Origin of the sequence: Actinoallomurus oryzae, assembly GCF_039541955.1 — a bacterium.
Taxonomy (GTDB): domain Bacteria; phylum Actinomycetota; class Actinomycetes; order Streptosporangiales; family Streptosporangiaceae; genus Actinoallomurus; species Actinoallomurus oryzae.
Window position 1 is genome coordinate 286,984 of sequence record NZ_BAABHF010000009.1, and the last position, 20,621, is coordinate 307,604.

At 70.5% G+C, this 20,621-nt stretch carries 19 protein-coding genes; 11 read left to right on the forward strand and 8 right to left on the reverse strand.

Going from position 1 to position 20,621, the window contains the following annotated elements:
- The gene (locus tag ABEA10_RS03085; RefSeq protein ID WP_329250318.1) at nucleotides 1–372 is read right to left on the reverse strand and encodes an NADH-quinone oxidoreductase subunit A; all 372 of its coding nucleotides are present in this window, start codon (nucleotides 370–372) and stop codon (nucleotides 1–3) included.
- Between the two features lie 392 nt (nucleotides 373–764).
- On the opposite strand from ABEA10_RS03085, the gene ABEA10_RS03090 reads away from it, so the two are divergent.
- The 3 genes from ABEA10_RS03090 (at nucleotide 765) to ABEA10_RS03100 (ending at nucleotide 5,178) form a co-directional block, all read left to right on the forward strand.
- Nucleotides 765–1,946, forward strand: a complete 1,182-nt coding sequence (locus ABEA10_RS03090) for a hypothetical protein (RefSeq protein ID WP_345457069.1) — start codon at nucleotides 765–767, stop codon at nucleotides 1,944–1,946.
- A gap of 362 nt (nucleotides 1,947–2,308) precedes the next feature.
- Entirely contained in the window at nucleotides 2,309–4,150 is a 1,842-nt protein-coding gene (locus tag ABEA10_RS03095; protein ID WP_345457072.1) for a 2-oxoacid:acceptor oxidoreductase subunit alpha, read from the forward strand.
- The gene (locus ABEA10_RS03100; protein WP_345457075.1) at nucleotides 4,147–5,178 is read left to right on the forward strand and encodes a 2-oxoacid:ferredoxin oxidoreductase subunit beta; all 1,032 of its coding nucleotides are present in this window, start codon (nucleotides 4,147–4,149) and stop codon (nucleotides 5,176–5,178) included. Before ABEA10_RS03095 ends, ABEA10_RS03100 begins: the two co-directional genes overlap by 4 nt.
- A gap of 57 nt (nucleotides 5,179–5,235) precedes the next feature.
- Here the strand turns inward: ABEA10_RS03100 and ABEA10_RS03105 are convergent, their stop codons facing one another.
- A complete protein-coding gene (locus tag ABEA10_RS03105) occupies nucleotides 5,236–6,309 on the reverse strand; it encodes an aldo/keto reductase (RefSeq protein ID WP_345457078.1) in 1,074 nt (357 codons plus the stop codon).
- A 133-nt stretch (nucleotides 6,310–6,442) separates the two neighbouring features.
- Between ABEA10_RS03105 and ABEA10_RS03110 the strand changes: the two genes are divergently transcribed.
- Nucleotides 6,443–7,303 (forward strand): helix-turn-helix transcriptional regulator, encoded by an 861-nt coding sequence (locus ABEA10_RS03110; protein ID WP_329250304.1) that lies wholly within the window; start codon nucleotides 6,443–6,445, stop codon nucleotides 7,301–7,303.
- 8 nt (nucleotides 7,304–7,311) lie between these two features.
- Here ABEA10_RS03110 and ABEA10_RS03115 read toward each other — a convergent pair whose 3' ends face one another.
- Nucleotides 7,312–7,854 carry a SecDF P1 head subdomain-containing protein gene (locus tag ABEA10_RS03115; RefSeq protein ID WP_345457081.1) on the reverse strand — a complete coding sequence of 181 codons (543 nt, stop codon included), beginning with the start codon at nucleotides 7,852–7,854 and terminating at the stop codon, nucleotides 7,312–7,314.
- Nucleotides 7,855–8,081: 227 nt separating this feature from the next.
- On the opposite strand from ABEA10_RS03115, the gene ABEA10_RS03120 reads away from it, so the two are divergent.
- From ABEA10_RS03120 to ABEA10_RS03130, 3 genes are read left to right on the forward strand one after another with little or no spacing between them, the layout of a single operon-like run.
- Nucleotides 8,082–10,700 carry an alpha/beta fold hydrolase gene (locus ABEA10_RS03120; RefSeq protein ID WP_345457083.1) on the forward strand — a complete coding sequence of 873 codons (2,619 nt, stop codon included), beginning with the start codon at nucleotides 8,082–8,084 and terminating at the stop codon, nucleotides 10,698–10,700.
- Nucleotides 10,697–11,581 (forward strand): ABC transporter permease, encoded by an 885-nt coding sequence (locus ABEA10_RS03125; RefSeq protein WP_345457086.1) that lies wholly within the window; start codon nucleotides 10,697–10,699, stop codon nucleotides 11,579–11,581. The genes ABEA10_RS03120 and ABEA10_RS03125 overlap by 4 nt, the downstream gene beginning before the upstream one ends.
- Before the next feature lie 58 nt (nucleotides 11,582–11,639).
- A complete protein-coding gene (locus tag ABEA10_RS03130; protein WP_345457089.1) occupies nucleotides 11,640–12,572 on the forward strand; it encodes a ribose-phosphate diphosphokinase in 933 nt (310 codons plus the stop codon).
- A 127-nt stretch (nucleotides 12,573–12,699) separates the two neighbouring features.
- Here ABEA10_RS03130 and ABEA10_RS03135 read toward each other — a convergent pair whose 3' ends face one another.
- Nucleotides 12,700–13,350, reverse strand: a complete 651-nt coding sequence (locus ABEA10_RS03135) for a DUF4190 domain-containing protein (protein ID WP_345457092.1) — start codon at nucleotides 13,348–13,350, stop codon at nucleotides 12,700–12,702.
- Nucleotides 13,351–13,593: 243 nt separating this feature from the next.
- On the opposite strand from ABEA10_RS03135, the gene ABEA10_RS03140 reads away from it, so the two are divergent.
- On the forward strand, nucleotides 13,594–15,177 hold the full coding sequence (locus ABEA10_RS03140) for an AfsR/SARP family transcriptional regulator (protein ID WP_345457095.1): 1,584 nt from the start codon (nucleotides 13,594–13,596) through the stop codon (nucleotides 15,175–15,177).
- A 7-nt stretch (nucleotides 15,178–15,184) separates the two neighbouring features.
- Here the strand turns inward: ABEA10_RS03140 and ABEA10_RS03145 are convergent, their stop codons facing one another.
- Nucleotides 15,185–15,508: a cupin domain-containing protein gene (locus ABEA10_RS03145; RefSeq protein ID WP_345457098.1), complete on the reverse strand. Its 324-nt coding sequence runs from the start codon at nucleotides 15,506–15,508 to the stop codon at nucleotides 15,185–15,187.
- A 71-nt stretch (nucleotides 15,509–15,579) separates the two neighbouring features.
- Here ABEA10_RS03145 and ABEA10_RS03150 point away from each other — a divergent pair, with 71 nt between their 5' ends.
- The gene (locus tag ABEA10_RS03150; protein WP_345457100.1) at nucleotides 15,580–16,557 is read left to right on the forward strand and encodes a helix-turn-helix domain-containing protein; all 978 of its coding nucleotides are present in this window, start codon (nucleotides 15,580–15,582) and stop codon (nucleotides 16,555–16,557) included.
- Here ABEA10_RS03150 and ABEA10_RS03155 read toward each other — a convergent pair.
- The 3 genes from ABEA10_RS03155 to ABEA10_RS03165 all read right to left on the reverse strand — a co-directional run bounded on the left by ABEA10_RS03155 (nucleotide 16,523) and on the right by ABEA10_RS03165 (nucleotide 18,314).
- Complete coding sequence (locus ABEA10_RS03155) at nucleotides 16,523–17,161, reverse strand: class I SAM-dependent methyltransferase (protein ID WP_345457102.1); 639 nt, start codon at nucleotides 17,159–17,161, stop codon at nucleotides 16,523–16,525. The two genes, ABEA10_RS03150 and ABEA10_RS03155, sit on opposite strands and share 35 nt — an antisense overlap.
- A 10-nt stretch (nucleotides 17,162–17,171) precedes the next feature.
- Nucleotides 17,172–17,549, reverse strand: a complete 378-nt coding sequence (locus ABEA10_RS03160) for a VOC family protein (RefSeq protein WP_345457104.1) — start codon at nucleotides 17,547–17,549, stop codon at nucleotides 17,172–17,174.
- A 165-nt stretch (nucleotides 17,550–17,714) separates the two neighbouring features.
- Nucleotides 17,715–18,314, reverse strand: coding sequence for a TetR/AcrR family transcriptional regulator (locus ABEA10_RS03165; protein ID WP_345457107.1), 600 nt, complete (start codon nucleotides 18,312–18,314; stop codon nucleotides 17,715–17,717).
- Between the two features lie 124 nt (nucleotides 18,315–18,438).
- On the opposite strand from ABEA10_RS03165, the gene ABEA10_RS03170 reads away from it, so the two are divergent.
- Together ABEA10_RS03170 and ABEA10_RS03175 are read left to right on the forward strand one after the other, a co-directional pair.
- A complete protein-coding gene (locus ABEA10_RS03170) occupies nucleotides 18,439–19,602 on the forward strand; it encodes an epoxide hydrolase family protein (protein WP_345457109.1) in 1,164 nt (387 codons plus the stop codon).
- Nucleotides 19,603–20,022: 420 nt separating this feature from the next.
- Entirely contained in the window at nucleotides 20,023–20,619 is a 597-nt protein-coding gene (locus ABEA10_RS03175) for an HD domain-containing protein (protein ID WP_345457112.1), read from the forward strand.
- The last annotated feature ends 2 nt before the right edge of the window (nucleotides 20,620–20,621 follow it).

Below are 20,621 nucleotides of genomic sequence, written 5' to 3' on the forward strand. Positions count from 1 at the left end.
TCAGACCCAGCCGAGCACGCCCTTCTTCCACGCGTAGGCGAGCCCCGCCGCGATGAAGGCGAGGAAGACGAACATCTCCCCCAGGGTGACCGAACCGTAGCCCCGGGCGGAGAAGACGGTCGACCACGGGAACAGGAACACGGCGTCGACCGCGAAGATCACGTAGAGGTAGGCGAAGACGTAGTAGCGGACGTAGGACTGCGCCCACCCCTCGCCGACCGGGTCGACGCCGCACTCGTAGGTCGTGAGCTTCTCCGGAGTCGGCCGATGCGGGCGTAGCGACCGGTTGGCCAGCAGCCCGCCTCCGACGATCAGACCGCCGAGCAGGAACAACACGACGACGCTGAGGTACGTCTCGAAGTAGCCGTGCATACGATCAGCGTAATGCGCGCGGCGCCTATGATGTCCCCCTTTGCGGGGCGGTCTCCGCCAGGTAACAGAAACAGCGACATCACTTGTCGGACATAGCTGCAAACCGTAAGGTCACGGCGACAAGTGGCGTTGATATAGGGGGAGCCATGAGCAACGGTCCAGAGGGCGGCCAGGGAGCACAGCCCGGGCAGCCGGACTCGTGGCCGCCGCCGGAGACGCAGGAGTGGCAGCCCGACTCCTCACCAGCGCCCGGCTGGCCGTCGAGCGGGCCCGGTGGTTCGGGCGGTCCTTCGGGGCCCGGCTTCCCGGGTGGCCCGCCCGGACCGGGCGGTCCCGGCATGCCCGGCGGTTACCCCGGTGGCCCGGCCGGCCCCGCGTACCCTGGCGGCCCCGTGGGTCCTGGCGGCCCTGGCGGTCCCGTCGGACCTGGCCCGGGTGGCCCGGGCGGCCCGCCTCCGTGGGGCGGCCCGGCGCAGCCGTACGGCTTCGGCCCGCCGCCCGCGCCGGCCAAGAAGGGCGGCGCCGGGGTGTTCCTGGCGATCGGCGCCGGCGTGCTGGCCCTCATCGTCATCGTGGTCGTCGTGGTCGCCGTCAGCGGCGGGTCCGGCGACGACCCGAAGAAGACCTCCGGCAAGGCGGCGGCGGAGGCCGGACGCGCCCTCGGCTCGGCGGGCGGCGCGACCTACACCGGCACGTACGGCGGCAACCAGGCGACGTTCTCGGTGACCAAGGCCGGCAGCGCCCGGGGCAGCTACAACAGCCACGGCTCGCCGGTCTCCCGCGTCGACATCGGCGACACGACCTACATCAAGTCCGACTCCAGCTTCTGGAGCGCCGAGGGCCAGTCCTCGTCCGAGGCCGACAAGGCGGACGGCAAGTGGGCCAAGGCCCCCGACTCCGCGGAGGACCTGAAGCTGGCCGACTTCTCGCCGGCCAAGCTGTCGCAGGTCCTCCAGCAGGCCGGGAACGATCCGAACGCCGTCAACACCCCGGCCGGCAGCACCCCGGCGATCAAGATGACGGTCGGTGAGACGACCTACTACATCTCCAAGAAGAGCCCGCACCGCCTGCTGCGCATCCAGGGCACCGCGGGCAGCGACGCCTACACCCTGGACGTCAAGCCGCTGGAGGGCTCGGCCGCGATGTCGCCGGTCTTCTCCGCGCTCCGCAGCGACGTCCAGAACCTCAAGGACGTCTACGACCCCTCCATCACCATGCTGCCGATGGGCAAGATCCAGTTCGGTAGCTGCGGCGAGTCCGGCTGCACCGTGCACGGCAGCGTGATGCCCTCCTCGACCGGCACCTCCGACGCCTCGGTGCACGTCACGATGAACGCCAGGTTCTGGGGCACCGGCGCGACCGTCTCGACGTGCAAGGGCACGGGCACGACGAAGCCGAGCCACGAGACGACGATCACCTGCCGCACCAGTGGCAGCAAGTGGACGTCGTGGTACCGGTCACACAACGGACGGTTCACCATCCACGCCAGCTCGACCTTCGACGCCACGGTGAACTCCAGCAGCGACGTGAATGAGCTGCTCACCAAGCTGCAGCAGGAGCAGCAGGGCGGCTGACCGCTCGCGGCCGGGCACGGGCATGGGCCCGCGTCCGGCCGCGCCCGCTCAAGCGATACTTCAGCGCCGCGACCTATAGTTCCGCACGTGACAGTTCCGCACGTGACCCCTGTTCCGCGCCTCGGATCCCCCAGAACCGCGCCCGGCATGCTTGCGCCCCGCCGCGGCGGGGAACCGACTCGATGGGCAAGGGGCGGGAGTTACGAGGGTGGGCACGATCTCTCCTGGCCCGCGCCCGGCAGCCCGCGCAGACGGGACCGACCATCGCACCCGGGACGTAGCATGAAGGTAAGCCTAAGTAGCGCTTCGGAGACGGACCCCTCCCACCGGAGAGGCGCTGCTCGTCGAGGAGGTCTTGCTCCGTGACCAAGCAGGTCCAACAACTCGATCGCGTCATCATCCGCTTCGCGGGTGACTCCGGCGACGGAATGCAGCTGACCGGCGACCGGTTCACCCAGGAAACGGCGGCCTTCGGCAACGACCTGTCGACGCTCCCCAACTTCCCCGCCGAGATCCGTGCGCCGGCCGGCACCCTGCCCGGTGTCTCCAGCTTCCAGCTGCACTTCGCCGACCACGACATCGTCACCCCCGGCGACGCGCCCAACGTGCTCGTCGCGATGAACCCGGCCGCTCTCAAGGCGAACATCGCCGACCTGCCGCGCGGCGCGGACGTCATCGTCAACACCGACGAGTTCACCAAGCGGGCGCTGACCAAGGTCGGGTACGCCGAGAGCCCGCTCGAAGACGGGTCGCTGGACGAATACCGCGTGCACTCGCTGCCGCTGACGTCGATGACCGTCAAGGCGCTCGAAGACTTCGACATCTCCAAGAAGGACGCCGAGCGGGCCAAGAACATGTTCGCCCTCGGGCTGCTGTCCTGGCTCTACCACCGGCCGACGGACGCGACCGTGCGCTTCCTGGAGCTGAAGTTCGCCAAGAAGCCCGAGATCATGAAGGCCAACATCGCGGCCTTCCAGGCGGGCTGGAGCTACGGCGAGACCACCGAGTCCTTCTCGGTGTCGTACGAGGTCAAGCCGGCGACGCTGCCGCCGGGGCTCTACCGCAACATCTCCGGCAACATGGCGCTGGCCTACGGCCTGGTCGCCGCCGGTGCCCGGTCGGGGCTGCCGCTGTTCCTCGGCTCGTACCCGATCACGCCGGCGTCCGACATCCTGCACGAGCTGTCCAAGCACAAGCGGTTCGGCGTCCGGACGTTCCAGGCCGAAGACGAGATCGCGGCCGTCGGCGCCGCGCTCGGCGCGTCCTTCGGCGGGTCACTGGGCGTCACGACCACGTCCGGGCCCGGCATCTCGCTCAAGAGCGAGACGGTCGGCCTGGCGGTCGCCACCGAGCTGCCGCTGATCGTGATCGACGTGCAGCGGGCCGGCCCGTCCACCGGCATGCCGACCAAGACCGAGCAGGCCGACCTGCTCCAGGCGCTGCACGGCCGCAACGGCGAGGCGCCGGTGCCGGTCGTGGCGCCGTGCACGCCGTCGGACTGCTTCGCGATCGGGCTGGAGGCCGCGCGCATCGCGGTGAAGTACCGCACGCCGGTCATCGTGCTGTCCGACGGCTACCTGGCGAACGGCTCCGAGCCGTGGCAGATCCCCGACGTCGACTCCCTGCCCGAGATCACGCCCGGTTTCGCCGAGGCCGCGGAGGACGAGGACTTCCAGCCCTTCAAGCGCGACCCCGACACGCTCGCCCGGCCGTGGGCGATCCCCGGCACCGCCGGCCTCGAACACCGCATCGGCGGCATCGAGAAGGCCGACGGCAGCGGCAACATCTCCTACGACCCGGCCAACCACGACCTCATGGTCCGGCTGCGCCAGGCGAAGGTCGACGGCATCGCCCGCGACATCCCGCCGCTGGCCGTCGACGACCCGTCGGGCGACGCGCGGGTGCTGGTGCTCGGCTGGGGCAGCACGTACGGCGCGATCACCGCGGCGGTGCGCCGCGTCCGCTCCGCCGGCGGCCGGATCGCCCAGGCCCACCTGCGGCACCTCAACCCGTTCCCGGCCAACATCGAAGAAGTGCTCCGCTCCTACGACAAGGTCGTGGTCCCGGAGATCAACCTCGGCCAGCTGGCACTGCTGCTGCGCGGCCGCTACCTCGTCGATGTGATCGGCTACAACCGCGTACGCGGCCTGCCCTTCAAGGCCGAAGAGCTCCAGACAGCGTTGCAGGATGTGATCGACTCATGATTGATCCCCTCGCCCTCGTTCCCAAGGACCCCGAGCGGCAGACCGCCAAGGACTTCAAGACCGACCAGGAGGTCCGCTGGTGCCCGGGGTGCGGTGACTACGCGATCCTCGCCGCCGTCCAGGGCTTCCTGCCCGAGCTGGGGCTCCGCCGGGAGAACGTCGTGTTCGTCTCCGGCATCGGCTGCTCCTCGCGGTTCCCGTACTACATGAACACCTACGGGATCCACTCGATCCACGGCCGCGCGCCGGCGATCGCGACCGGGCTCGCCTCCTCGCGGCCCGACCTGTCGGTGTGGGTGGTGACCGGTGACGGCGACTCGCTGTCCATCGGCGGCAACCACCTGATCCACGCGCTGCGCCGCAACGTCAACCTCAAGATCCTGCTGTTCAACAACCGGATCTACGGGCTGACCAAGGGCCAGTACTCCCCGACCTCGGAGGTCGGCAAGATCACCAAGTCGACGCCGATGGGGTCGCTGGACGCCCCGTTCAACCCGATCTCGCTGGCGATCGGCGCCGAGGCCTCGTTCGTGGCCCGCACGATCGACTCCGACCGCAAGCACCTGCAGTCGGTGCTGCGCGCGGCGGCCCAGCACAACGGCACGGCGCTGGTGGAGATCTACCAGAACTGCAACATCTTCAACGACGACGCCTTCCTGCCGCTGAAGGACCCGTCGCGGCGCGACGACGTGACGGTGCGGCTGGAGCACGGCGAGCCGATCGTGTTCGGCGCCGAGCGCGACAAGGCCCTGCGCCGCACGCCATCGGGCGCGATCGAGGTCGTCTCCGCCGACGCGCCGGACATCCTCGTGCACGACGCGAAGGCCGAGGACCCGTCGCTGGCGTTCTCGCTGTCCCGGCTCGACTCGCCGGCGTTCGAGCACACCCCGATCGGCATCTTCCGCCAGGTCGAGCGCCCGACGTACGACCAGCTCATGCGCGAGCAGCTCGACGAGGCGGTCGCCCAGCAGGGCCCCGGCGACCTCGCCGCCCTGCTCGGCAGCGGCGACACCTGGCGCATCGACTGACGACCGTCACGGCTCCCCGGGCCCGGGGAGCCGTCGACGCTGCCGCCGCTCCGCAGGTCATCGGTGTGCGGCCGTCTCGACCTTCAGGTCGCCGAAGGTGACATTGCGGGTCATCGGGCGGTTGAGGAATTCGTGCGGGAAGCCGAGTTCGATCGCGCTGGCCTCGTCCAGCTCGGCCAGGGCGGTGCCGGGAAGGTCCACGTCGAGCGCGCCGAGGTTGTCCTCCAGCTGGCCGAGCGTCCGCGCGCCGATGATGGGCGCCGTCACCCGCCGGTCGCGCAGGGTCCAGGCGAGGGCGACCTGTGAGGCCGTCACCCCGAGATCGCTCGCCACCTTCCCGGCCACGTCCGCGATGGCCAGCCCGCGTTCGGTCAGCGAGCCGTTGGCGGCGGCGACGTTCTTGCGGGTCCCCACGGCGGAGGCCGAGCCGCCGCCGTGGTCCAGGTCGTCCCGGGTGTACTTGCCGGTCAGCACGCCGCTGCCCAGCGGCGACCAGGGGATGACGCCGAGCCCCATCTCACCGGCCATGGGGATCAGGTCGCGTTCGACGGTCCGCTCGATCAGGCTGTACTCGATCTGCAGCGCGATCAGCGGCGACCAGCCGCGCAGGTCGGCGATGGTCTGCATGCGCGAGACCTGCCAGGCCGGTGTGTCGGAGATGCCGACGTACAGGACCTTGCCCGACCGTACGAGGTCGTCCATGGCCCGCAGGATCTCCTCCACCGGCGTCGTGAAGTCCCACGCGTGCAGGTAGAGCAGGTCGATGTAGTCGGTCCGCAGCCGGCGCAGGCTGTCCTCCACCGAGCGGACCATGCTCTTCCGGTGGTTGCCGCCGGAGTTCGGGTCGCCGGGCCGCGACGTCAGGGTGTACTTGGTCGCGATCACCAGGCTGTCGCGGCGGTCTTCGGCGAACTCCCCGACCAGCCGCTCGGCGGTGCCGCTCGTGTACTGGTTCGCGGTGTCGACGAAGTTGCCGCCCCGGTCGACGTACGTGTCGAAGATGCGGCGTGCCTCGTCCTTCGCGGCGCCCCAGCCCCAGTCGGAGCCGAACGTCATCGTGCCCAGTGCCAGCGGTGAGACCCGCAGGCCCGAACGGCCGAGCAGGCGGTAGGTGTCCAATGATCCAGACACGGTGTGTCCCCTTCGTGAAAGTCCGTTCGCCCGGCCGTCGGCCGAGCCGTCGCGTACAGCCTGCGCCGGACGCGAAAGCGGACGTAAGGGAAGAGGCATCATGGGATCGGCGCTCCCAGGTAAGTTCGGACTCATGAGCGAGACGGTCGACGTGGCACATGAGCTGGGGGTCTTCCTGCGGACGCGGCGCGAGCGGCTCACGCCCGACGACGTCGGCCTGCCGCAGCGCCGGCGCACGCGCCGTACCCCCGGTCTGCGCCGGGAAGAGGTCGCGGAACTGGCCGCGGTGAGCGTCGACTACGTCATCCGGCTGGAGCAGGGCCGTGGGCTGCGGCCCTCACCGGAGGTCCTCGACGCGCTCGCGGGCGCCCTGCGGCTGAGCGACGACGAACGCGCGTACCTGTTCGACCTGACGCGGCACTGGTCGGCGGGCCGCAGGACGTCCGGCGACGACGCGGGATGGCTGTCCTCGCTGGTGGGTGCCCTTTCGCCGCTGCCGGCCATGGTGGTCGATCACCGCTTCGACATCGTCGCGTGGAACCCGGAGATGGCCTGGCTGATGCTCGACTTCCCCGAGCTGCCGGACGACCAGCGCAACACGATGTACCTCTGCGTGCTGCATCCGGCGTTCGCGGATTTCTACCGCGACCGGGAGGACATCATCCGCGAGGGCATCGCCGACCTGCGCGCGGCCTGGGCCGCGCACCCCGACGACACGGCACTCGCGGACCTGATCGAGCGGCTCCGTTCCGAGAGCGAGGAGTTCGCCCGGCTGTGGGAACGCCGCGACGTCAAGGTGAACGCGCACGGGACCAAGGCGCTGGTGCATCCGCGCATCGGTCCGCTGTCCATCGAGTTCGACGTGCTGACCCCGCTGGGCGACGAGAGCCTGCGGATGGTCGTCTACCGCGCCGCCGACCCCGTGTCGCAGGAGGCTCTGGACACCGTGGCCCGTGAGGCACGGGCCGGTGCGCCCGCGCTCCGCGCGATCTGACCCCCGGCTCAGGTCGCCTGGGCGGCGCGGCCCTTCAGGCGGTTGACGATGGTGCTGGCGTCGCCGCGGGTGAGGTTGCCGCTGATGAGGATGCGGCCCTTGGTGATCGGCGCGTCCACCCGGGGCGCGGCCACGACCTGGTCCCGTACGGTCAGCGCGAACGGGCGGCCCGTGTTGCCGCGGGTCAGCCGGGTCAGGGCGCGGCTGTCGGCCGGGATGAGGCTGAGTGACACGGCGTATCCGCCGACCTTCATCCGCTCCACATGGAGGTCGTTGACGCGCTTGATGGTGATGCCGACGGCGAGCTGGTAGCAGATCGGGCCGGTGGTGCCCTGCCCGATCGCGCCCTGTACGCCCGGCGGGCACTGCGCGCCGGGGATCTCCTGGGTCACCGGATAGATCTTCAGCGGCGCCGAGAAGCGCACGGGGTGTTCCTGGGAGAAGGCGGCGATCAGCGTCCCGGTGAGGGCGATCGCCGCGATCACCACCCAGAGCGCGATCACTACCGCGATCAGTCCAGGCCGTGCGTGGGGGCGCCGCGCGGCTCGCATCGTGGCCTCCGTTCTGCCGTCCTCAAAGAGGACGATTGCGGTCCGGTCCGGGTTGACCCGCTCAGCCGAAAGAGCCGCGTGTCACAGGGGAATCCGGCCGGAGCCGTGTTACGTGGCGATCATCATTGGGATCATCGCACCACGGGCGCGTGCGTTCCAGGAGCCGTACGAGAGCCGGGCGGCCGGAGGCGGCTTCGCGGCCGAACGGGGACGAATAAAGTCTTGCCATGAGACGGGGAAGGGCGGCGGCGGTCGCCGGTGTGGCGGTCGTGCTCGCCGGGGCTCTCACCTGGGCGGCCGTTGGCGACGAGCCGCGGTTGAAGTCGACGGACCAGCGCATCACGGTCGTCGACGGCCCGAAAGACGACCAGCACATCACCCTCGACACGACTTTCTTCGCGCCCGTACGCGGCGGGCGCGCCCCGGCCGTGCTCCTCGCGCACGGGTTCGGGGGGAGCAAGGACGACACGCGGTCCCAGGCCGAGGACCTCGCGCGGCACGGGTACGCCGTGCTCACCTGGTCGGCGCGCGGCTTCGGGGGGTCCGGCGGCCAGATCACGCTCGACTCGCCGGACTACGACGTGAAGGACGTCCGGCAGCTCGTCGACTGGCTGGCGCGCCGTCCCGAGGTGCGCCTCGACAAGCCCGGCGATCCGCGGGTCGGTGTCGCCGGTCAGTCCTACGGCGGCGCGATCTCGCTGCTGGCGGCCGCCTACGACTCGCGGATCGACGCGATCGCACCCCAGATCACCTGGTACGACCTGGCCGACGCGCTGTTCCCAGACGCGACCGGCAAGGGGCCGGCGAACGGGGTGTTCAAGAAGGCCTGGGCCGGCATCTTCTTCACGAGCGGCGCGTCGTCCACAGCCTGTGGACGATTCCTGCCGTCGCTGTGCTCGATGTACCAGAAGGTGGCCGAGACCGGGCGGCCCACGCCGGAGGCGATCGCGACGCTCCGCCGCGACAGTCCCGCCTCGGTGGCCGGCCGCATCCACGTGCCGACCCTGCTCGTGCAGGGCCAGACCGACTCGCTGTTCCCCCTCGACCAGTCCGACCGCAACGCGCGCGCCATCACCGGCGCGCCGGTGCGGACCGTCTGGTACCAGGGCGGGCACGACGGCGGCGACCCGGAGACCTCGCGGATCAACGGCCTGGTCACGGGCTGGTTCGACCACTACCTCAGGGGCGGCCCGCTGCCGGACGACGGCGGGTTCATCGTCACCCGTACGGGCGGCATCGACTCCTCCACCCAGCGCGTGACGATCAGCGCGGCCTCGGCGCCCCGCTACCCCGGGCTGTCGGGGGCGACGCGGCAGTCCGTCCCGCTCGGCGGCGACCGGCTCACGGTGCAGAACCCGGCCGGCGGCTCGCCCTCCTCGATCTCCTCGATGCCCGGCCTCGGCCTGCTCGGCGCCGTGCCCAGCACCCCGGCCACGGGCGGGCTCGGCGTCGACCTCCCGGGCCAGTCCGCGACGTTCGACTCCGAGCCGCTCGACGCGCCCCTGCAACTGACCGGCGCCGCCCAGGTGCGCCTGCGCGTGAAGGCGGTGAAGCCCTCGTCGGAGCCGCCGACGCTGTTCGCCAAGGTGTACGACGTCGGCCCCGACGGCCAGGCGTCACCGGCGCGCCGCATCGCCGCGCCGCTGCATCTCGACGGCACCGCGCAGGTGACGCTGCCGGCGATGGACTACCGGTTCGCGGCGGGTCACCGGATCCGGCTGGTGTTCAGCACCACCGACATGGGCTTCGTCTCCCCGGCCCGCCCGGCCGCCTACCAGGTCTCGGTCGAGTCGCCGCTGAGCGTGCCGGTCGATCCGGCGCTGCGCACACCGCCCACGCCGCTGCCGTGGTGGGTCTGGGGCTTCCCGGTCATCGCCGTGGTGGCCGGGGTCGTCATCGCGGCGACGTCGCGACGGCGGCGCCCGCGTACGACCGGCGAGGCGGACGACGGAACGCCGCTGGAGATCAGCGGCCTGACCAAGCGGTACAAGAACGGTTATCTCGCCGTGGACGACCTGTCCTTCCGCGTCGAGCGCGGCCAGGTCTGCGGGCTGCTCGGCCCGAACGGTGCCGGCAAGACCACGACCCTGCGCATGCTCATGGGCCTGATCCACCCCGACGGCGGCGAGATCCGCATCTTCGGCGAGCCGGTACGGCCGGGCGCGCCCGTGCTGTCCCGGCTGGGCTCGTTCGTCGAGGGCCCCGGCTTCCTGCCGCACCTGTCCGGACGCGACAACCTCGAGCTGTACTGGAAGGCCGCCGGGCGCGGCGAGTCCCACATGGAACGCGCCCTGGAGATCGCCGGCCTGGGCGACGCCGTACGCCGTCCGGTGCGCACCTACTCGCAGGGCATGCGGCAGCGGCTGGCCATCGCGCAGGCGATGCTGGGCCTGCCGGACCTGCTCGTCCTCGACGAGCCGACCAACGGGCTGGACCCGCCGCAGATCGCGGAGATGCGCGAGGTGCTGGTCCGGTACGTCGCCGAGGGCCGTACGGTCATCATCTCCAGCCACCTGCTGGCCGAGGTCGAACAGACCTGCACCGACGTCGTCGTCATGCACAAGGGCCGGCTCGTCGCGGCCGGTCCGGTCGCCGAGATCACCGGGAACGACGGCTCGGTCGTGATCGGCACGCCGGACGTCGACCGCGCCCTGAGCGTGCTGACCTCGCTGGAGGGCATCGAGAACGCCGAGCCGTACGAACCGGGCGTGCTCGTACGGATCAACGGCTCGCAGCCGTCCGCCGTCGTCGCCGCTCTCGTCGGTGGTGGTGTCGCGGTCGAGCGCGTCGCGCCACACCGCCGTCTCGAGGACGCGTTCCTGGCCCTGATCGGGGAGGACTCATGAGTGACACGGCGCTGCGTGACGAGACGGGGCGACGGGGCGCCGATCCGACCTACCGCCCGCGCCGTACGCTGCCGCTGCGTGTGGAGGCCGCACGGCAGCTGCGCCGGCGGCGTACGTGGATCGCGTTCGCGGTGCTGCTCCTGCTGCCGTGGGTGCTGGCCGCCGCGTTCAAGATCGGTGGCTCGCCGTCCGGCGACAACCCGAACACGCCCGGCCTCGTCACCGTCGCCACGACCGGCGCGCTGAACTTCACCGCGTTCACCCTGTTCGCGTCGGTGGGCTTCCTGCTCGTCGTCGCGGTGGCACTGTTCTGCGGCGACACGGTGGCCAGCGAGGCCGGCTGGGCGTCCCTGCGCTACCTGCTCGCCGCCCCCGTGCCCCGCGTGCGCCTGCTGCGGCAGAAGCTCATCGTCGCCCTGTCCCTGTCGGCGCTCGCGGTGCTCAGCCTGCCGGTCATGGCCATGATCACCGGCATCTACGTCTTCGGCTGGGCGCGCCTGCGGCTGCCCGCGACCGATACGGCCCTGCCGAACGGCACCGCACTCACCCGATTGCTCATCATCGTCGGGTACATCCTCGTCTCCGAGCTGGTCGTGGCGGCGCTGGCGTTCCTGCTGTCGGTCACCACCGACTCTCCGCTCGGCGCGGTCGGCGGCGCGGTGGGGCTGGTGATCGTGAGCAACATCATCGACGCGGTAACCGCGCTCGGGCACTGGCGGGAGTTCCTGCCCACGCACTGGCAGTTCGCCTGGACCGACGCGTTGCAGCCGGACCTGGTGTGGACCGGCATGGTCAAGGGCATGGTGTTGTCGGCGTCGTACGCGGTGATATTTCTCGCGCTGGCCGTACGCCGATTCCGTAACAAGGACGTTGTCAGCTGAGGGTCACAGGCACGATGCTTGCACCGGGCCTCGTGCGTCGTACTCGGCTGGAGTGATCATGGAAGAGCTTCTGGTCTTCGGCGGCTCGGGCAGTCGCCGCCTCACCGCGGCGATCTGCCGGCACCTGGGGGTCGAGCCCGGCGACGGCGAGGTCATCCGGTTCTCCGACGGCAACCTGTTCGTCAAGGCCAACCAGAACGTCCGCGGCCGGCACGTCTACATCGTGCAGTCGACGGTGTTCCCGGCCAACGACAACTTCATGGAGCTGCTGTTCTGGATCGACGCGTTCAAGCGCGCGAGCGCCGCGTCGGTCACCGTGCTCATGCCGTACTTCTCGTACGGGAAGGCCGACAAGAAGGACGAGCCGCGCGTCTCGATCCGCGCCCGGGTGTGCGCCCAGGCGATCGAGGCGGCGGGCGCGGCGCGGGTGGTCACGATGGACCTGCACGCGCCGCAGATCCAGGGCTTCTTCACCCTGCCCGTCGACGACCTGTACGCCCTCCCCCTGCTCGCCGAGGCCATCGGCACGGGCGAGGACCTCGTCGTCGTCTCCCCGGACGTGGGCTTCGCCAAGCAGGCACGCAAGTACGCCAAGCGCCTCGGCGCACCGCTCGCCATCGCCGACAAAGAGCGCGTCGACCATAGCGAGGCGGCCCGCGTGATCGACCTCATCGGCGACGTGGAGGGCCGCGACGCGGTCATCGTGGACGACTTCACCATCACCGCCGGCACGCTCGCGGAGGTCGCCGAGTGCCTGATCGTCCGCGGCGCCCGGAGTGTACGCGCGGCGGTCACGCACGGGGTGTTCACCGGCAAGTCGATGGAGCGCCTGGACGACAGCCCCATCTCACGCCTCTACGTCACCGACACCGTGGAGAACCAGCCGGTCAAACTGTCGGCCAAGGTGGAGACGGTGTCGGTCGCCCCGCTGTTCGCCGAGGCCATCGGCCGCATCCACCGCCGCGAGAGCATCAGCGTCCTGTTCCAGTGAACCCGCCGGTCGCGGCCGGCGCCATCTCCGCGCTGCCACGGTCGCTGCGGGCCTGGTGGGTCTGGCGACCTCGCGCCCGGTGAACGTACTCCGGCCGGGGAGGGGCCCGGCCGGATGGGCGTCTGTTCTACGCGACGGGGCCGACGAGGCAGATGACCTTGCGGTCGCCCAGTGACCATTCCGTCTTGGTGGGTGCGAAGTAGTACAGCGACATCTGCTTCTTCGCGGTCCGGTGCGAAGCCTCGTACCGCTTGGTGCAGCCGCGCTCGGCGGCGGCGCTGGAGCTCGTCTCACCGGGCCACGCGCCCTGAGGCAGCGAGTAGATCGAGAAGACCTTGTTGCTGCCCGGTGTGCTGCACGGCTGGGCCTGGACGGCGGTGACCTCGCCGGTCTCCGGCTTCACGCAGTCACCGACTCGCAGTGTGTCCGGGGCGGCCTTCTGCTTGGAGTTGATCTGTCCGTTCGCGTCGCGCTTCGGCTCGTGCCACTTGCTCAGCGCGTACGCGCCGACGCCGATTCCCGCGGCCCACAGCAGCGACAGGATGAGGCCGAAAACGGCCAGCCCGGTGCCCTTGTCGCCCCGGCGGCGCGTACGCGCGAGCGCCACGAGGCCGACGATCAGGTTCACCGGAATGGTGATCACGAGGAAGCCGACGATGCCGAGGATGAGCGAGGCGATGGCCAGGCCGTTGGTGGAGCGACGGTGGTCGCGGCCAGCCCCGCCGTCGGGGCCGGCGCCGTACCAGCCCGGCTCGGTGGCGGGGGCTTGGAATGACATTGCGTGTTCCTTCCTGAGTGGTGAGGACCTGCTGCGGCCAGCTTTCGCCGTCGCTGTGCCGAATCTCTGTCGTTATGCTGTAGCGCACTGCGCTCTCACTGCCGCCCCTCGGGCGCTCTGACTGCCGCGCGGTATCGGGCCAGCTCAGGGGGTTACTCCGGCCCGCGCGGAAAGGAACACTGTGACCGGGCGAGGCGGGGGAGACGACAGGCGCAGCACCGTGGTCACGGCGAAGGAGGCCTCGTGACCGTGCCGGAACAGACCCCATCGGTCCGCTTCGAGATCCTCGGCCCGCTGCGCGCCTGGCGTGAGGACACCGAGTTGGATCTCGGGCCGGGCAAACAGCGCGCCGTCCTCGCCGTACTCCTGCTCAACGCGAACCGGCCCACGCCGACGGCGCGGATCGTCGACGCCGTCTGGGGGGACGAACCACCCGAGAACGGTGTCAACGTCGTCCAGAAGTACGTCGCAGGGCTGCGGCGCATCCTCGAACCCGGCCGGTCGCCCCGCTCCCCCGGGCAGCTCCTGACGCTGACCGAGGCCGGGTACACGCTCGTCGTGCCGCCGGGCCGCCTCGACGCCGAGGTGTTCACCGACCACGTCACGCGCGCCCGGACGGCGGGCCGCACCGCCGACGCCGCCGGGCACCTGCGGGCCGCGCTCGCCCTGTGGCAAGGTGAGCCGCTGGCCGGGCTGCGCGGCCCCTACTTCGACGCGGCACGCGAACGGCTCGCCGAGGACCGGGCGGCGGCGGTCGAGGAACGCGCACGGATCGAGCTGGACCTGGGCGAGCACGCGCGCCTGGTGCCGGAGCTGAGCCGGCTCGTGGCGGAGTTCCCCGTACGCGAGGAGCTGCGCTACCTGCAGATCCTCGCGCTCTACCGGTGCGGCCGGCAGGCGGAGGCGCTGGCGGCGTACCAGAACGCGCGGGAGTTCCTCGCCGAAGAGTTCGGGGTCGAGCCGGGCGAGCGGCTGCGGCAGTTGCACCTGGCGATCCTGCGCTCCGACCGCACACTCGCGCCGTACCGCGAACCACCGCCGGCGCCGGCCCCCGCCACTCCGGTTGTGCACGCACCACCACCGCCGCCGTTCGTCCCGGCCGCTCCGGCCGCGATGGCCGTCGTGCCGTCCGTGTGGCGTCCGCCGCCGGTGCTCCGGGCGCTGGCGATCGCCGTGCCGCTGCTCAGCTTCGGCTCCCTGAGCTGGGCGGCGCTGGCCTTCTTCGCGGCGCGGCGCCGCAGCTGGGCACTGGGGCTGGCCTCGGCCGGATACTTCCTGCTCGTGGGGGTGTTCGTCTTCACGATGAGCGACAGCGGCGAGTCACCGTGGGACAACGTCGCGATGCTGGCGCTCCTGCTCGCGACGGTCGGCGGCGCGGTGCACGTCGCAGTACTGGTGACCGGCACGTCCGCACGCCTCCGGAACGCTCCGCCCGACCTCGACACGCTGCGGTCGCTGGAGCTGCGGATCCGCCGCGAGCAGGCGCTCACGCTGCTCGACCACTACCCGCCGATCGCCCGTGAGCTGCGGATCGGACGGCCGGACCTGTCACGGGTGTTCAACGACGGCGGCCTGGTCGACATCAACGGCGTGCCCGAACACGTCCTCGCCGCGCTGCCCGGGGTCACCGTGCCGCAGGCGCAGCAGATCGTCGCCCGCCGCCGCGTGACGGGCGGCTTCGCCTCCGTAGAGGACCTCATCACGTACGGCCTCCTGCCGGTTCCGGTCGTACGGGCCCTGTCGGACGTGCTGATCGCGGTCGCCCACGAGGCCCCGGCCACCGCCCCGACCGAGCCGGCGACGGGCGGCCTGGCGCTGCCGAACTGACGCGGCCCTAACCTTCCGGATAGAAGAGGAACAGCGTGCAGCCCGTCGTCGTCTGCGGGACGTGCGAGGTGCCCGCGGCGGCGTGGATGAACGAGCCGGCCGGATAGTCCCGGACGCCGTCGTTGAAGACGCCGGAGACCACGAACACCTCCTCCGGGCCCGGTTCGTGGACGTCGATCCCCTCCCAGCAGGTGTTCGCGTCCATCTCCAGCACAGCGGCCTTCGCGCCGTTCTCTCCGCTCCACAGCATCCGCGCCCGGATGCCGGGGAAGAGCTCGCGAGCCGGAGCGTCCTGGGCGGCGGACCACACGTAGTCAGACCCTGTCGTCATGGGGCAAGCCTGTCGGCCGAGCGCCGCCCCCGCCGAGTGTCAGGAAAGACATTATCCGGTACTTTTCTGCCATGCATCGCGTAGTGGCGCTCGTCCGACCACCGCAGTCGACCTTCGAGCTCGCCTGCGCGGCCCAGGTGTTCGGGATCGAGCGGCCGGAACTCCCGACGCGGTACGCCTTCGGCGTGTGCGCGGAGCGTCCCGGCCCGGTCGCGACGCGCGCCGGGTACGACATGCTCGTGGCCGACGGGCTGGACGCGCTCGACCGGGCGGACACCGTGGTCGTCCCAGGCTGGCTGCCCACCGAGAAGCCACCCTCACCCGCGGTCGTCCGGGCGCTGCACCGCGCGCACGGCCGCGGAGCGCGGATCGTCAGCATCTGCTCCGGCGCCTTCGCGCTGGCGTACGCCGGCCTGCTGGACGGCCGACGGGCGACCACGCACTGGGCGCTGGTGAACGAGTTCGCCGCGCGTTTCCCGGCCGTCGAGGTCGATCCGGACGTGCTCTACGTGGACCACGGCGACCTGGCCACCAGCGCCGGCGCCGGGGCCGGCATCGACCTGTGCATGCACCTGGTCCGCGCCGACCAGGGCGCCCGGTACGCCGCGCACATCGCCCGCACCATGGTCATGCCGCCCCACCGCGAGGGCGGGCAGCTGCAGTACTCGGCGCCGCCGCACCCCGTGCAGATCGACGGCACGCTCGCGCCGTTGCTGGAGTGGGTCACCGGGAGACTCGGCGAACCGGTGACCATCGAGAGCATGGCCGCGCACGCGGGCGTCTCAGCGCGTACCCTCGCCCGGCGGTTCGCCGAGCAGCTCGGCACCAGCCCCGGGCAGTGGCTGCTCGCCCAGCGCATCGCCACGGCCCAGGACCTGCTGGAGTCCTCCGATCTCCCCGTGGACGCCATCGCCCGCCGCGTCGGCCTGTCGTCGGCCACCAACCTGCGCAGACGTTTTCTCAACACCCTGGGTACGACACCGGGCGCCTACCGCCGGGCGTTCCGTACGACCGCTAGCCCAACGGCGCTGGATTCGTCGCCACGGTGAGGACGACGGACCGGGATCCGACCGCGATGAGGCGCGTGTCGACGTCGACGAAGCCGGCGGCCGTCGCGAGCGCGAGCGCTTCTTCCGCCGTACGCGGCAGCGGTAGGTCGGCGGCGACGAGGGCGGCGAACGGTCCGGAAGGACGGAACTGAGACGCCACCGGCAAGGTGAAGCCCGCACGCCCGCCGGGCCGGAGCGCACGTCGCCAGTCGGACAGGGCCGGCCGGCCCAGGAAGTGGAGCGACGAGGCGCACACGACCAGGTCGAGAGCGGCGTCGGCCACGGGCAGCGGGACCGCCGGGCCGATCCGCCAGTCGATCGCGTGTTCGCAGCCGAGCCGTACGGCGCGGGCCCGGCCGGCCGCGATCATTCCCGCCGAGAGATCCACGGCCAGAACCGGCGTGGCCCCGGAGGAGCGTGTCCGGGCGATCGCCAGGGCCGCCGCGCCGCTCCCGCAGGCGACGTCGGCGATCTCGTCCTCGTCCGCAGGCGTGCCGACCAGCGCGAGGAGGGCACGAGCGATCTCGTCATGATGATCGTCGTCATAGCTCTCGGCCAGTTCGTCGAACGCCTGCGCCATCCGCGCCGGGTCTGTCACGGGCACGCGTACGCGCTCAGTCACGGCGGCGCATCGGGTGGTCGTCGGGCACCTCGACGACGCAGATCCGTACGCCGTCGGGGTCGGCGATCCACATCTCGATCAGGCCCCACGGTTCGCGTCGCGGCTCGCGCAGCACCCGCACGCCCTCCAGCTCGCGCCGGGTGGCCGCGAGGTCGCGGACCTGGAGCCACAGCTCGATGCCCTCGGCGGACGGCGCGTCGGCGTGCCCGGAGACCTCCAGGTATCCGCCGCCGATGAAGAAGACGGTGCCCATGCCGCCCGGCGTCGCGAACTCACGGAAGATCGGCAGTTTCAGTGTGTCGCGGTAGAAGGCGCGGCTGCGGTCCAGGTCGGTCGGCCGCAGCAGCACGCGGCTCGCGAGAACCTCCATGCCGCCACCGTACTGGCGGAGACCGTCTGAGCGACGACGCCCTGGCGCGGTAACGCGGGACTCGCCGGCCGCTGGCACCGGCCGGCGGCCGGATTCTTGGCGGGGTGCGGTGACGATTTCGCGTCCGGAGCAGGACGATCTGCGGCTCCGCTCTAGTGCTGCGGGTCAGGGCTGGTCGCCCACGAGAGCGATCGCGCGCGTCTCGGGAACTCCCAGCATCAGCAGGCTCGTGATCGTCGCTGCTCGGGCGCCGAGGGTCCCGTTCGGCCGGTCGCTGTCCGCGATGGCGAACACCGCGCCGTAGGCAACCTGGCTCAGAATGCCTGCCGGCAGGTGCTGTGCGAACACGTCGCTGTCCTGGCCCCGTTTCACGAGGTCGGCGAGGAGCTCATCGACTGGCCCGAGCAGGCCGTGGATCGCCTCGCCGTACTCGCCACGGCGGAGCGCCAACAGCACTCGGTACCGGTGCGCCACCGGCCAGACGCGGGCGATGAATTCGACCCACGTCGCGTCCGCTTCCGCGTCGGAGGCGTTGACTTCGGTGAGCACGGCCGTCACCTCGGTGACGGCCCGTTCCGTGAGTGTCCGAATCAGGTCGAGGCGCGAGGGGAAATGGCCATAGACGGTGCGACGGACGACGCCGGCAGCGGAGGCGATGTCGCCCATTCCAGCGTCGGGATTCTCTCCCAGCACCTCGAGGGCGACGTCGAGGATGCGATCGCGTGTCTCGTTCATCGAGCGCACACGGGAGGACTCGGTGGGCACGACATCATTGTTGCACACCAGTGTGCAATGAATCACACTGCACACCAGTGTGCAACGAATTAGACTGCACACCAGTGTGCAACGGAGAGTTGTGCTGTGCTTCGAAGCTCAGGAGAAGAAGGCAATGACCGCATGGACGCCGCTGACCTCGGCCCTCGTCCGCCCGTTCACCGTCTCGATCTCGGATTCGGAGATCGACGACGTGAAGCAGCGACTGGCCAGAACTCGGTGGCCGGATCCGGAAACGGTGGGCGACTGGTCGCAAGGGGTTCGCGTAGAGAACGCCAGATCGCTGGTCGACTACTGGGAGCGCGGCTATGACTGGCGGCGCTTGGAGTCCGAGCTCAATCGCTTCCCCCAATTCCAGACCGAGATTGATGGGTTGGACATCCACTTCATCCACGTCAGGTCCGAGAATCCCAACGCGATGCCGCTGATACTCACCCACGGATGGCCGGGCTCGATCGTCGAGTTCCTGAAGCTGATCGGCCCGCTGACCGATCCGGTTTCGTTCGGAGGAGACGCCGCCGATTCATTCGACGTCGTCGTCCCGTCGCTCCCCGGGTTCGGGTTCTCCCAGAAGCCCACGGAGACCGGGTGGACCGTATCGCGCATCGCAAGCACGTGGGTGGAGCTGATGAAGCGTCTCGGCTACACCAGATGGGCCGCGCAAGGCGGCGACTGGGGTGCCGTCGTCACCACCGCCCTCGGGGCCATGCGACCTGAGGGGCTTCTCGGAATTCATCTGAACACCCAGTACGCCTTTCCCGCACAAGTACCCGACACCTTGTCGCCCGAACAGCGCTACGCCGTGGAGACCCTCGCCCTGTACACCGGCGAACTCGGTGGGTCGAACCACCTTCAGGGCACGAAGCCGGAGACTGTCGGATTCGCCCTGGCGGACTCTCCCGCTGGTCAGGCAGCCTGGATCTACGAAAAGTTCCAGTCCAAGACCGACAACCACGGGCTCGCCGAGGACGCCCTCAGCATCGACGACATGCTCGACGCGATATCCCTCTACTGGTTCACCAACAGCGCAGCGTCGTCCGGCCGCATCTACTGGGAGAACAAATCGGCCACTTTCGCCGGCCCGAAGCTGACGCTTCCGGTCGCGGTGACCGTCTTCCCGAGGGACATCCCACACCTGCCACGAAGCTGGATCGAAGACACCTACAGCAATCTGATCCACTACGGCGAGGCCGAGAAGGGCGGGCACTTCGCGGCCTTGGAACAGCCCGAGATCCTGGTCAGCGAAATCCGCACCGGCCTGCGCACCCTTCGTTCCTGACGCCAACGCGCGAGCTCAGGAGCACACGCGTATCACTCGAGCCTCACCGAATCGAGAACGTCACCACTTCAAGAGCAAACAGAACAGCCACATCTCCCTGGCCCTCAGCCCGGCCGACGCTCAGCGCTACGCCTCGGTCCCGATCCCCGGCTGCACCGACGGGAAGGCTGCTTCGACCGCGTCGGCCCCTCCGGCCCGCTCGGCGCCGACAGACGGTATCCCGAGGTGGACGACGGCTCCAGTCTCAGCAGCCGGTGGGTCACCGAACGCTTCACCGAAGCGGAGATCAGCGCGGCTCCGCACCTGACCACCGCCGTTGTCCACAACTGACGTCCGGCCGGTGGTTACCGCCGATGCCGGGTAAGGAGTCCTCTACGGCCGGGTTAACGCCGCCCGGCCGCTCGGTCGAAGGGGGCAGGCATGCATGACGAGCTGGCACAGTTGACGGGCTTCGTGTACGAGATCGGTCTGCTGAAGCGCTACAAGCGCACCGGCTGGCTCGTCGCGGGAGTCAGCGACCCCGAGAGCATCGCGGACCATTCCTTCCGTGCCGCGGCCCTCGCCTCGATCGTCGCCGTACTGGAGGGGGCCGACCCGGAACGCGCCGCGCTGCTCAGCCTGTTCCACGACAGCCAGGAGACGCGGCTGACCGACATCCCCTATCTCGCGAAGGCGTACGTCAAGCGCGCGCCGAACGAGCAGGTCACGGCCGAGCAGACGCGCGGCCTGCCGCCCGCGGTGGCCGACATGATCTGCGGCAGCGTCGCGGAGTACGAGGACAAGACGAGCCTGGAGGCGCGCTGCGCGCGGGACGCGGACAAGCTGGAGTGCCTAATCCAGGCGATCGAGTACCGGGAACAGGGCAACCAGAACATCCAGCTCTGGATCGACAGCTCGCTCGCCGCGCTCCAGACGCCGTCCGGCAAGAAGCTGGCCGACGAGGTGCTGCGCACCCGCTCGCTCGACTGGCTCGACCGCTTCTTCAACGGCGACGACACCACGCCGCTCGGCGAGTAGGT

What these genes read in the sequence shown, in the direction of transcription:
- ABEA10_RS03125 (WP_345457086.1), top strand. Translation starts at nt 10,697, where the DNA reads ATGAGTGACACGGCGCTGCGTGACGAGACGGGGCGACGGGGCGCCGAT.
- ABEA10_RS03130 (WP_345457089.1), top strand. Translation starts at nt 11,640, where the DNA reads ATGGAAGAGCTTCTGGTCTTCGGCGGCTCGGGCAGTCGCCGCCTCACC.
- ABEA10_RS03150 (WP_345457100.1), top strand. Translation starts at nt 15,580, where the DNA reads ATGCATCGCGTAGTGGCGCTCGTCCGACCACCGCAGTCGACCTTCGAG.
- ABEA10_RS03145 (WP_345457098.1), bottom strand. Translation starts at nt 15,508, where the DNA reads ATGACGACAGGGTCTGACTACGTGTGGTCCGCCGCCCAGGACGCTCCG.
- ABEA10_RS03160 (WP_345457104.1), bottom strand. Translation starts at nt 17,549, where the DNA reads ATGGAGGTTCTCGCGAGCCGCGTGCTGCTGCGGCCGACCGACCTGGAC.
- ABEA10_RS03135 (WP_345457092.1), bottom strand. Translation starts at nt 13,350, where the DNA reads ATGTCATTCCAAGCCCCCGCCACCGAGCCGGGCTGGTACGGCGCCGGC.
- ABEA10_RS03115 (WP_345457081.1), bottom strand. Translation starts at nt 7,854, where the DNA reads ATGCGAGCCGCGCGGCGCCCCCACGCACGGCCTGGACTGATCGCGGTA.
- ABEA10_RS03120 (WP_345457083.1), top strand. Translation starts at nt 8,082, where the DNA reads ATGAGACGGGGAAGGGCGGCGGCGGTCGCCGGTGTGGCGGTCGTGCTC.
- ABEA10_RS03085 (WP_329250318.1), bottom strand. Translation starts at nt 372, where the DNA reads ATGCACGGCTACTTCGAGACGTACCTCAGCGTCGTCGTGTTGTTCCTG.
- ABEA10_RS03170 (WP_345457109.1), top strand. Translation starts at nt 18,439, where the DNA reads ATGACCGCATGGACGCCGCTGACCTCGGCCCTCGTCCGCCCGTTCACC.
- ABEA10_RS03110 (WP_329250304.1), top strand. Translation starts at nt 6,443, where the DNA reads ATGAGCGAGACGGTCGACGTGGCACATGAGCTGGGGGTCTTCCTGCGG.
- ABEA10_RS03100 (WP_345457075.1), top strand. Translation starts at nt 4,147, where the DNA reads ATGATTGATCCCCTCGCCCTCGTTCCCAAGGACCCCGAGCGGCAGACC.
- ABEA10_RS03175 (WP_345457112.1), top strand. Translation starts at nt 20,023, where the DNA reads ATGCATGACGAGCTGGCACAGTTGACGGGCTTCGTGTACGAGATCGGT.